At 64.5% G+C, this 10,706-nt stretch carries 7 protein-coding genes and 1 pseudogene; 4 read left to right on the top strand and 4 right to left on the bottom strand.

The window, feature by feature from the left end; genetic code table 11:
• Window positions 1-8: 8 nt before the first annotated feature.
• Window positions 9-371 (top strand): nuclear transport factor 2 family protein, encoded by a 363-nt coding sequence (locus OG841_RS08080; protein WP_328642066.1) that lies wholly within the window; start codon window positions 9-11, stop codon window positions 369-371.
• 664 nt (window positions 372-1,035) lie between these two features.
• On the opposite strand, the gene OG841_RS08075 is transcribed toward OG841_RS08080, so the two are convergent.
• Window positions 1,036-2,385, bottom strand: a complete 1,350-nt coding sequence (locus OG841_RS08075; protein WP_371564229.1) for a cytochrome P450 — start codon at window positions 2,383-2,385, stop codon at window positions 1,036-1,038.
• Window positions 2,386-2,677: 292 nt separating this feature from the next.
• Between OG841_RS08075 and OG841_RS08070 the strand changes: the two genes are divergently transcribed.
• Together OG841_RS08070 and OG841_RS08065 are read left to right on the top strand one after the other, a co-directional pair.
• Window positions 2,678-3,649 (top strand): terpene synthase family protein, encoded by a 972-nt coding sequence (locus OG841_RS08070; RefSeq protein WP_328642068.1) that lies wholly within the window; start codon window positions 2,678-2,680, stop codon window positions 3,647-3,649.
• Window positions 3,650-3,709: 60 nt separating this feature from the next.
• Window positions 3,710-4,210 carry a helix-turn-helix domain-containing protein gene (locus OG841_RS08065; RefSeq protein ID WP_328642069.1) on the top strand — a complete coding sequence of 167 codons (501 nt, stop codon included), beginning with the start codon at window positions 3,710-3,712 and terminating at the stop codon, window positions 4,208-4,210.
• Between the two features lie 77 nt (window positions 4,211-4,287).
• On the opposite strand, the gene OG841_RS08060 is transcribed toward OG841_RS08065, so the two are convergent.
• Entirely contained in the window at window positions 4,288-5,790 is a 1,503-nt protein-coding gene (locus OG841_RS08060) for a prenyltransferase/squalene oxidase repeat-containing protein (protein WP_328642070.1), read from the bottom strand.
• A gap of 251 nt (window positions 5,791-6,041) precedes the next feature.
• On the opposite strand from OG841_RS08060, the gene OG841_RS08055 reads away from it, so the two are divergent.
• Window positions 6,042-7,109, top strand: coding sequence for a polyprenyl synthetase family protein (locus tag OG841_RS08055; protein ID WP_328642071.1), 1,068 nt, complete (start codon window positions 6,042-6,044; stop codon window positions 7,107-7,109).
• Between the two features lie 1,094 nt (window positions 7,110-8,203).
• Here OG841_RS08055 and OG841_RS08045 read toward each other — a convergent pair.
• Window positions 8,204-9,451, bottom strand: a complete 1,248-nt coding sequence (locus OG841_RS08045; protein ID WP_371564225.1) for an MFS transporter — start codon at window positions 9,449-9,451, stop codon at window positions 8,204-8,206.
• 316 nt (window positions 9,452-9,767) lie between these two features.
• A pseudogene (locus tag OG841_RS08040) lies at window positions 9,768-10,379 on the bottom strand (transposase).
• Between the last annotated feature and the right edge of the window lie 327 nt (window positions 10,380-10,706).

The raw sequence follows: 10,706 nt of genomic DNA, 5'->3' as shown, positions 1-10,706 counted from the left end.
GAAGGTAGATGGCCGACAACGTGGTGAGCCGCTTCTTCGAGCTCGGCGCGAAGGAAGACCTCGACGGAGCGTGGGAGTGCTTCGCCGACGACGGCACATGGATCCTCTCGGAGGGTGACGGCCCCGGCACCACCCTCCACAAGCAGGAGATCCGTGCCCACATCGAGAAGATGAACGAGTTGTCCAAGCAGATCACCGCCCAGGGTCTGGAGGGCGTCTTCGAGGAGCCCGTCTTCCTGGTGAACGGCGAGCAGGCCGTCGTCGAATGGTCGCTGCGCAAGATCGGCGGCGAGGTCATGGAGCGGGGGATAGACCTTTTCACCCTGCGTGATGGAAAGATCCTGATCAAGGATGTATTCAGGAAGGCGTAGGCCATCGATGAGTGCATCCCTGTGATGACTGTCGTACTCGACAACCCGGAAATGGCCTTTCAGTAAGGCTGGGCCGGACGCCGCCTCGCCGACAGCAGCGATGGCGAGCGGCGTCCCGTCCACCGCACTCAATGCGTCACACCCGCGCCTCGCGGCTGGTATAGAAAGGGGTCTCGCACCGCAACCGGACGCCCACAAGGCCGTCCCCGTCGCCGGGGAATGCCTGGACGCGCCGGCCTCTCTCCTGTCGTCGACGGACAGGCCGGAGTGAGCTGCACTCCGTTTCGTGGAGTCCCTGGACTGTCCCGAGCGGGGTGGAGGGAGCGGAGACGTTCAGGCCCCAGACGGACCGCCTACTTCGTCTGCAAAGTCCCCTCGGCGTCCGCGGGGACCACAGCCGGTTGAGCCACCACCCGGCAGGCTCAACCGGAGCACCTCCCCCATGTCGGCGGGGATGAACCGCCGCCACAGAGGGCCTTATTGCTCCAGCAATGTCAAAGGGTCGCTGGAGTATTAAGCACGTCGCAGGTGGTGTGCAGCGCGGTCGAGACCGGGAGGAAGAAGCTGGCAGAGCCGCCTGCGTGCGACAGACAGACCAGGGGTCGATCACGACCACATGGAGTACGGCTGATCGGCCCGCGAGTGGCCCCTACCCCTACCCGGTCTACGTCAGTCCGGGGACGACACGTCGTCGGTGCAGGCGCATGGTCGTGCGGTGCGGCCACTGGACGACGCCGCGTTGGGGGCGGGCTTGGCTGAGCGACTCGAGTTGCCAGCGCTGGGCTATGGAGGCCAGCGCGATGGTTGCCTCGGTCATCGCAAAGACATCCCCGATGCATTTGCGGGGCCCGCCACCGAATGGAACGTAGGCAGAGCGGGAGCTGTCGGACCGCTCAGGGAGCCAGCGGTCCGGGTCGAAGCGTTCGGGATCGGGATAGTAGCTGGCTTGGTGGTGGTGCAGGTAAGGGCTGAAAAGAACCGTGTCACCAGGACGGAGGTCGTGGCCGGCCAGCGTGGTCGCGGTGGTGACCTCCCGGGTGGTGAACCAGCCTGGAGGGTGCAGCCGCAGGGTTTCGGTGAGGACCCGTCCGGTGAAACCAAGCGCGGGCAGGTCGTCATAGCTCGGAGGCCGACCGTCCAGGACGGTGTCGACCTCGGCAGCGACTCGCCGCTGGACTTCCGGATATGTGCCGAGCAGATAGAGCGCCCACGTCAAGGTGGCCGCGGTGGTTTCGATTCCGCCCATGAGGAAGGTGCTGATCTGATCGCACAGTTCGGATTCGTCGAGCCCGCTGCCGTCGGTGTCGCGTGCCGCGATCAGCGTCGAGAGCAGGTCTCCGTGGTCGATCCCCGCGCGCTGGTAACTGGCGACGACGTCTTGCACGGCCTGGTCGATGCGTTGGTGTGCCCGATGGAAGCGGCGGTTGAACAGGGGCAACTTGCGTAGCGCCGCAGGCAGGAGCATCTCCAGCAGAAGGCCCCGCAACAGCGGTTCCATTTCGTCGCGGATGACCTCGGCGGGATCGGTGACCACCGCTGAGGTGAACAAGGTCGCGGCAACGGTCCTGCACGTGATGTCCAACATCGCCGCGCGTGTGTCGATGACGGCGCCGTCGTACCACTCATCGATCGCGGCAGAGGTTTGGTCGACCATGACGGCGGCGTAGCCCGCCATGCGCTGGCGGTGGAAGGCAGGTTGGGTCATCCGCCGCTGTCTGCCGTGGGCGTGATAAGGACAGGTGCCAAGGCCGTCGGCTATCACCTCCCGCCCACGCTCATAGAACGGGCCGCCCTTGTCGAACACATCTGCCCGGCGCAGTGCCTCACGAGTCAGTTCCGGGTGGCAGAGCACCAGAGCCGGCCTGGTCCCGAGTTTGATCTCAACCAGGTCGCCATGGGCGGGCAGCTCGGTAAGGAATTTCAGTGGCCGGACAAGTAGTTGGCCAATGTGCCCAAGCACCGGCAGCCCGCCGGGCGCGGTACCGAAGCGAAACGTCTGCTGGTCTACATCCATGGCTGGCCTATCCCCACCCAATCCGCGAGCGGTATCTCAGCGGTCGACGCCGGTGTCATGGCTCTGTGAATGTGATGTGCGGTCACCCCAAAAAACGGGGGACAGGGACCCGTCGTAGTGAGGACGGAACATCCCGATTGCGGAGTGCCGTAGTCAACTTTTGTGGAGATAGGCCCAACTGTCAACCGCCGGCAACGAGTTCCAGCTTCGTGGTGGCGGTCGACCTCTTCCCGTTGCGTCCGGCCGCCTCTACGCTGGGCGGCGATGGAGAAAATCCGAGATCGGGGATGAGATGGATGTCGACACCACACTTCCGCTCAGTCGTCACGTGCCAGACCTGAGTGAATTCTTCCCTCCGCCGGACGACCTGACCTGGCTGCGAAGCTCCGCTGCCATATCGGTGACTGCGGAGCCGTTTATGGACCGGCACCAGCTGGCACCCAACTCCACGTATCGGGCGAAGATAGTCAGCGCCCTGCCGCACGGCGGATTTCTGTCATACGTGTATCCCGATGTCGATCAGGATGCCGCACAACTGGCGGTCGACCTGATTGGCTGGTTCATGGTGTTTGACGACCTTCATGTCGAAGCGGCCATGGGCAATCCTGGCACGGATGTGGTGCTCCGCATCTTCGGGCTACTTGGCGTACTCGATGAACAGGCCGTCGAGCCAGGCCCCGGTTTCGAGGCTGCCTTGTACGACCTCCTGGAGCGCTGCACTCGGTTCACCGTGCAACAACAAACGGCCATCCGCGCGGCGCTCTATGGAATCCTGATGGCATGGCTCTGGGAGTCGCAACTCGATACCCGCCGGACTTGGCCCTCGCTTCAGACCTACGCCACCGTGCGCAGGCACACAGCCTTCGCCGCTATCTATCCTGCCTTGATCGAGCCGCTTGGTGACATCGCCATATCCGGCCCCGCGCGCCAGGATGCCAATCTCAGTCAACTCAAAGAAGCAATGATCAATCTGAACTCGTGGTTCAACGATGTCATGTCGTTTCGCAAAGAACAAAGGGAGCAGGGAGGTATTCCAATTAGTTTACCCGGCGTGCTCATGCGGGAGCGCGGCTGCAGCCTGGACGAATCCTTAACTCTTGCGAAACAGATGATCCACGACGAAGCGGAGAACGCGGTCGCCGCTATCGCCGAGCTGACTCAATCTCCTGTCGACTCCCTGCGCTCTTATGCGGCATGTGCGGAGCGCACTTTCCGGGCGACCACCTGCTGGTATGCGAGTTTGGCGAAGGCCCGGTACAGCTAACGAGTTCGTGCACGGTAGGCGGTGAGACATCGAGTCTGGATGGTTGATCATGGTCGGGTGGTGGGGAACTCGACGCGTGCGGTGATCATCAGCAATCAGTGGATCACGGGTCTGACTGCCGGAGTGATTGCTGAACTCGTCGAGGAGATCGGCCCGTTGTGGCAGGAGCGTCACCAAGCGAGTCTTGCCGCTCGCCCGCGTAAGCGGGCCGTGGGCGCGAAGCACCGACTGGTGTTCGTCGACCGGCTTCTGGCCACCCTCGTCCATCTTCGCCACGGTGCCACCCATGACATGCTGGCCTGCTGGTTCGGCGTGGACCGCTCCACCATTACCCGGGCCATCGGTGAAGTGCGCCCCCTGCTCGCCGAGCGAGGGTGCACCGTCAGCCTCGACGTGCGGTTGCGGTCTCTGGCCGAGGTCGTCCTCGCGCATTTGAAGAACTGGTGGGCCCTGGCCCGCCACCTCGGCCGCCGCGAGCATATGAGCGACACCATCCAAGCAATCGCCGGCTTGCCGTCCCACCAGCAGACCGTGGACCTGAAGCCGACACGGCAGACGTGAACCGGGGCCTATCCAGGACGGCTCCGACGCCGTGATCACACCAGCCACACCAAGATCATCTCACCCGTGAACAGCCATTACGGGGCAGCCCTTACGTTCGAGCAGATCGGTCGGTCCAGCCGACGCGACGCCACCGTATAAGCGGCGAGAAGAGTCGCCTGGACGCATGATTTCGGTAGGTATAGGCACCTGCCCAGCCACATTTGAGCAAAATCGTTATCGTCAAGAACCGAACCCAGGAACTGGTGCGCGCGGCGTAGTGCGTCGTTCGGAGGCGATCCGAAATGGTCCGCCAAGGCGTCCACGGCCAGCGTCGCGTGTGCCGTTTCCTCCGGTTTACCAGCCTGGTCACCCCATGAGCCGTCGGTGTTCTGTGTCTCCAGCAGCCATTTCCAGGTGCCAGCGAGCGCATGGGGAGCCGTGCCGGCGAGGGCGAATACCGCCTGAGCTGTGGGATAATAACGGGAAAGGTGCCATTTGTCGGTCCACCAGCCTCCCTCGTGGCGGGCGTCGACGAGGAATTTGGTGCAATTTTCCACCTGCCTGGAAAATCTGGTGTCATGCTGGGACAGAGCTTGGATGGCGTGCGCGGTTACACTCACCGATGGGCGACGTTCATAAACGTAAGTACAGAAGTGATCTTCTTTCTCGAATTCCATCAATGCGTTACACAGGATGTGGTCATGACGGCCTGAGGCCAGCAGAACGTGCGCGGTGACCGCGGTGTCGTCGCCATCGGGATGGTCGAATGCCTCCGTGGCGCCCAGACCATGGGGAGCCTTTGCGGCCAGCCGGGCGAGCCAGTCGAGCCGGGCCCGCATTGCCGGGGAGGAGATGCCGGCGCGCGTGAGAATGTAGAGCACCCAGGCCGACTCGAAGACTTCATAGGCGTGGCACTCGGGCAGGCCGCCGTCCGTGGTCGAGTTCGCCGCCTGCCTGAGGTAGGCCAAGGCGGCGGGATCCCTGGTGATGTCCCAGTACTTGGCGGTTGCCGCGGGACTGGCCGCGATCGAACCGTCGGACAAGGCGAAACGCGCCGCGGTGCTGACTGGTATGAGCTCTGTGAGCACGTCGAAAGCGTGCAACAGGGGTGTTGAGTAGGCGGCCAGCACGCCGGGCGGCACCTTGGCCAGCTTCTCGGCGCGCAACCGCATCAGGCCGGACCGGACCTCGTCGGGGACCGCGACACCGAGCTGGCGGGCGCGGTCGACCAGCGGAGCCGCCGTCAATTCGAACGCCATGAGCTCGTCATGGGACTCGTACCGCCAGTCGGCGAGGTTGTTCAGGTACGAAACCCCGGCGGCCATCGCGGTGCGCGCCCAGGTGGGCGTCTCCTCGGCCAGCACGTCAATGGCGGCACAGGTGGAAATGAGTCGATCCTGCGAAGAGCTGATCACGCTCCCCCACGAACCGTCCTCGTGCTGGTTCGTCCGCAACCACTCCAGCGCGCCGGGAAACACCGGCTGGCCGTGTTCGTCGCGCAGTCGAGCCGCGCACGCGGTCGGATAGGTTGTCGACGTGATCGCGCCCGATCCCAAGCCGCTGACTATTTCTTCGGCACGTGTGACCACATCACGCATGCGACTTCCCTCCTGAGCTCGTGGTTGCGGCAGGTTGCTGCCTCGACCAAACGGAATTAGGAATTCAGTCCAACGCGAGACCCTTCTCCGTCGCGCTCTTGCAAATCTGCCACAGGTCACCTGACTGAGGCAATCCGCCGGCCGGTCAGTTCACCAACCCGGCCAGTATTGATCCAGATCGATCGCCTGGTATATTCTCGTCAAAGCTCGCACATTCACGAAACATTGCCATCCCCCTAATCTCTTCATCCTTGCCGCTGTTCATCATTCAGGGAGGCTGTGCTGTGGCGGTTGCGAATCACGTGATTAGTCACCCGAGAATCAACCAGGCTCAGGCCGACATCGAGGCTGCGCTGCGCAACTCGGTAGCACGACTCGATCCGATCGTGGCCAATATGGTTGCCTATCATTTCGGCTGGGCCGATGAGAGTGGCACGCTGACCGACGCAGGAAATGGGCGCCGCCGGGTCGGGGTCCTGACCTTGCTGTGTGCCACTGTCGGCGGTGCCAAGTGGGATCGGGCGATACCCGCGGCGGTGGCCTGCGAACTGGCGTCCAACGCAGCCACGATCCAGGACGACATCATCGACGATGACGACGCCCGGCGCGGACGTAAATCGGCTTGGGCCGTGTTCGGCACCTCACGGACCTTGCTCGCGTGCATGGCGATGACGGGCTTGGCCACCGAGGTGTTGACTGAACGCTCCGACATCGACCCGGAGCGGGTCAGCGCGGCGACACACCGGCTGTCCAGAGCCATCATCGGGCTCAACCTTGGCCAGCTCTATGACATCGAATTCGAGCGGACGCAGCAGGTGAGCCTGGCCGACTACCTCCAGATGGTCGAAGGCAAGGCCGGCGCGTTCGGCAGCTGCGCGTGCATGCTGGGCGCGATGTTCACCGGCGTGCCCGACACCGAAGGCCTGGCAACCCTCGGCAGCCGCCTGGGCCTGGTCTGGCAGCTGCGCAACGACCTGCTCGGCATCTGGGGCGACTCGGATCAGACCGGCAAACCCGCATTGTCGGACCTGCGAACGCGCAAGAAGACCTTCCCTGTGATCGCCGCCCTTGAATCCAACCGCAGCGATCGCGACGAGCTCGCCGAGCTGCTGCGGTATCGCGACACCGATCTGTCCCCGGAAGACGCTTTCCAGGCCGCGAAGCTCATCGAACGCTGCGGTGGCCGCGAGCGCACCGAACAAGAACTCCGCCGCCGGCTCGACATCGCCCTCGCAACCCTGGAGGAGGTCGTGCCTGACCATGAAACTCGTGCCGATCTCCGCTTTTTAGCTGAATTCTTCGCCTTCAGTACTCGATGACCACACCCAGTGCCGACCCGCCCGGTAGTCAAATTACCCCTGGTGGACGGATACCGGACGGATCGGTTCGGTGACCACGTCGACGACATTGCAGCAGCAATGCGTGTTACCTGAGCCTGTCGGAGAACCGCTGCCACGCCCGTGCGCACTCGTTCGCCGCTTCCAGCACAGTCGCCTTGCAGTGTGCTGGCACGCTGTCGATCAGGGAGTCCCACTCATCACTCGAGAGTGTCAGCACCGCGAGCAGCCGTAGCAGGCTCCGACCCGACTCGCTGAACCGGAGGGCGGGATCGACACGCAAGCTGTCCATAGTCACCGGCCGTTGCGCAGTGGGCCGCCAGGTCATCCTTGACTCTGTCGGGCGCGCCGGATTGACGCCGGCCGTCAACCCAATGGCGCCACCACTACATGGCTGAGTACTCAGGAGAGGGCCACTGTCCTTGGCCATTCTGGCGCGCACATCTCGGACGGTTTCCGGGGATATTCCGGCGACTTTGGCCACGTCTCGTAGGCTTGCACTCGGATTACGCGATATTAGCTCGGCGGCTCGGCGGCGCCGTTCCCCGACATCAGTGGGACGAGCGTGGCCGTCGCGGCCGATTCTGCTGTCTGGCTGGGTAATCTCACCAGTTAGACGGTCACGAATCACACCGACAGTCTTGTGCGATAGCCCACAAGTCGCCGCAATTCCCCGGTTGGACCATCTCGGATAGCTCCTGAGTATCCGGGCCGCTGCGGCCTTGCGATCCGCCAGGGACAGCGGCAAGCCGTGCATGACGTTCAGCTTGATCGAAATGAGGAACGCTTCCTCTTCAGTTCCCTCGAAGAACTCGGCTGCGATCTCTTGTTCGCCCCGTATAGTGGCTGCTCGAATCCGATGCATGCCATCGATAACCCGCATGGTCGACCGGTGCACCACGATCGGCGGTAAGCGCGTTTGCGAGTCTGCGAGCATCTGTGCATGTGCGGCGTCCTGCCCCGCCAGTCGAGGCGAGTCCGCCGGTATCAGCATGTCGATCCGCACGTAAGTGACCGGAAGCGCGGTAGCCGACGATTCCGAACCCGGGCCACCGGCCGAGGTCGAGGTGCAAGTCTCACGATGATATTTCGTTGACGGTCCCGTGCCCGACGAGAAGCTTGGTTCCCCGAAATCCTGCAATTTCATTCCCCTCGAACGAGTGGCTGAAACTACGGCAAGCAGACTCAATGAACGTTGCCAGTTCGCTGTTTCGGCGTGCGGATGACACCGGTGACGAGCAGGAGGCCGACCAGGGCGAAGACGGCGCCGCCGACACAGGCCGCGGCGGTGCCGTCCGCGAGGATCTCTTCGGCCCCTGACCGGGACTAGGGTCGTTCGTGGCGCTGCTGAAAACCTTCACGAGCACGGCGGTGCCGATGGAACCGCCGACCACGCCCTTGGTCTGCAGGACACCGGAGGCGGCGCCCGACTCCTCCGGCGCGACACTTGACAGGGTCGTCCCGATGGGCGGCGGGTTGAGCATGCCGACGCCGACGCCGACGCCGACGCCGACGCCGGCCAGTGCCATCGGGCCGAAGATGCCCGACCACTCAGTGGACGCCGAGAGCTGGGTCAGCCACAGCATGCTGAGGACGGCCAGGACGAGGCCACTGACCATCGCGGTCTTGGCGTCGGAGCGCTCGATCATCATCACGAGAATGCCGAGCAGGACCACGCGGAGAATGAACGCGACGAGGGTTTCCGGTTCACTCCAACCCTGTTCCGAGGCGTGGATGAACCCGTAGACGATCGCGCCGGCACCGATCGTCGCGCTGAGCGCGCCGCCGAGGTCGAACTTCCCGGGCCTGCCAGGGGGCTGGGGGATGAACCGCGGGGTGGCGAGGAGCACGACGATGCCGATCGGGACGTTGATCAACAGCACCGGACGCCACGAGATCAGGTCGGTGAGCAGACCGCCGATGATCAGGCCGCCCGCGAAGCCGAGCCCCTGCGTCATCACGGAGATGCCGAACGCCTTCGTGCGCTCCACCTCGGTGTGGAAGGAGGTGACGATCAGGGCGAGCGCGCACGGTGCGGTCATCGCGGCCCCGGCGCCCTGCGCGAACCGGGAGATGAGCAACAGCCACGCGTCCTGGGCGAGCGCGCCCGTCAGGGAGGCCACGGTAAAGATCGTGATGCCGGTCATCAGGCCCTCGCGGTGGCCGATGATGTCGCCCATGCGGCCGCCGAGGAGCAGCAGCCCGCCGTAGGCCACCGTGTAGCCGTTGAGCACCCAGGACAGGGTGGTCACGGACATGCCGACGTCCTGCTGGATGGGCGGCAGGGCCATGTTCATGACCGTGATGTCGATCGCGTCCAGCAACCGGACGCGAGGATGACAGTGAGAATGGCCGTGCGGTGCGGCGTGGTGGAGACCGGGTTCGTGGCCGGACCCGTGGCTCCCGGGCTGTCAGGCATGACGCCTGGCCCCCTTCGGTGAGTCGAGTTCGTTCGTGGGTGCGACGGTGACGTCGGCGCGAACACCGCGCGGACAATCGGAGATTGCTCCCGGTCCTTGCTCGGGCCCACGATACGGGGGCGACTCTCCGGATCGCAACAGGTTGCCGGTTTGCCCTGGAAGGGTCCGCGACAGGAACGCCCCCGGAGGCCCGTTGATGCTGTTGGCGATCTTCACTTCATCAACTGCTGGGCGGGGGTGCGGTGTTCTGGCAGGAACGTTGGAACGAGATGACAGGTCGGCGAGGGGCTCGGGGCGCGGTGCCGGGAGGGAAGCACTCGCTGAGACGGACGATGTTGGTGCCGGCGGCGGTGAGGACGTGTGGGACGTGCACCTTCGCCGGCCCGCGACAGCGGCAGTGGCGCAGGCCATGGGCGTGGACGGTCTCGGAGGCGGTGGCCTCGCAGCCCGCGCGCATCGCCTAACGGGCCTGCCAGGAGGGTGTTTCCTGTTCTGCGCGGGCCCGGTTTTGGACCTCTTGTAGTGGGCGGGGCATCAAGATGAGGTGGCGCCCCTTGCCGTCGACGTTGCCTGCGCAGGAGAGCCGGTCGGTGCAGGCCCGGCAGGCGGCGCGGGGAAAGAGCACAAAGTGGCCCGGGCGGCCGTCCAGCCGGGTCTCCTTCCAGGGCGGGCTGGTCACGCCGCGTGGGCAGGTGGCGGTGTGGTGCTCCCAGCCGACGCGGAAGTCCTGCTTGTCGAAGCCGGGAGGGTGCGGCTCTGCTCCAGTGAGCCTTTCTGAGCTGGGGCGTTGCTGATCGCTTCGGTTTGCCGGATCGTCGTGTCCAGGGTTCAGGTTCTCGGGGGCGGCGATTGCTTCCTGGCCGGAGGAGTTGGAGCGCGAGGGACGGAATCTCGGAACCGCGCGGGCAGATCGAGGAGTTGACGGCGAGGCCGGCCGAGCAGGAAGCCGCCGTGTCCCGCCTGGAGATCACCTCTGAGTGACCCGGGTCGAACCGGGGGCGAATCAGTGTGTTTCCTCTGACTGCCTCCGCTCGCCTCTGCAACCCGTCCTAGCAGGTCACAGCCTCATCGCCGCCACACAAGCGCAGGTCGGAAAGATGCGCTCGCTGTACCACTGGTTCGCAACACCGCTTCCGCCTCACGGAAGAGGAAGGCCGGA

Source organism: Streptomyces canus (assembly GCF_041435015.1).
Lineage (GTDB): Bacteria > Actinomycetota > Actinomycetes > Streptomycetales > Streptomycetaceae > Streptomyces > Streptomyces canus_G.
Note: the sequence above shows the minus strand (reverse complement) of the source record. Positions and strands in the feature narration are given on the sequence as shown.

Bases quoted from the DNA above. Each gene is read 5' to 3' on its own strand.
- OG841_RS08080 (WP_328642066.1), top strand. From the start codon at position 9: ATGGCCGACAACGTGGTGAGCCGCTTCTTCGAGCTCGGCGCGAAGGAA.
- OG841_RS08075 (WP_371564229.1), bottom strand. From the start codon at position 2,385: ATGGATGTAGACCAGCAGACGTTTCGCTTCGGTACCGCGCCCGGCGGG.
- OG841_RS08070 (WP_328642068.1), top strand. From the start codon at position 2,678: ATGGATGTCGACACCACACTTCCGCTCAGTCGTCACGTGCCAGACCTG.
- OG841_RS08060 (WP_328642070.1), bottom strand. From the start codon at position 5,790: ATGCGTGATGTGGTCACACGTGCCGAAGAAATAGTCAGCGGCTTGGGA.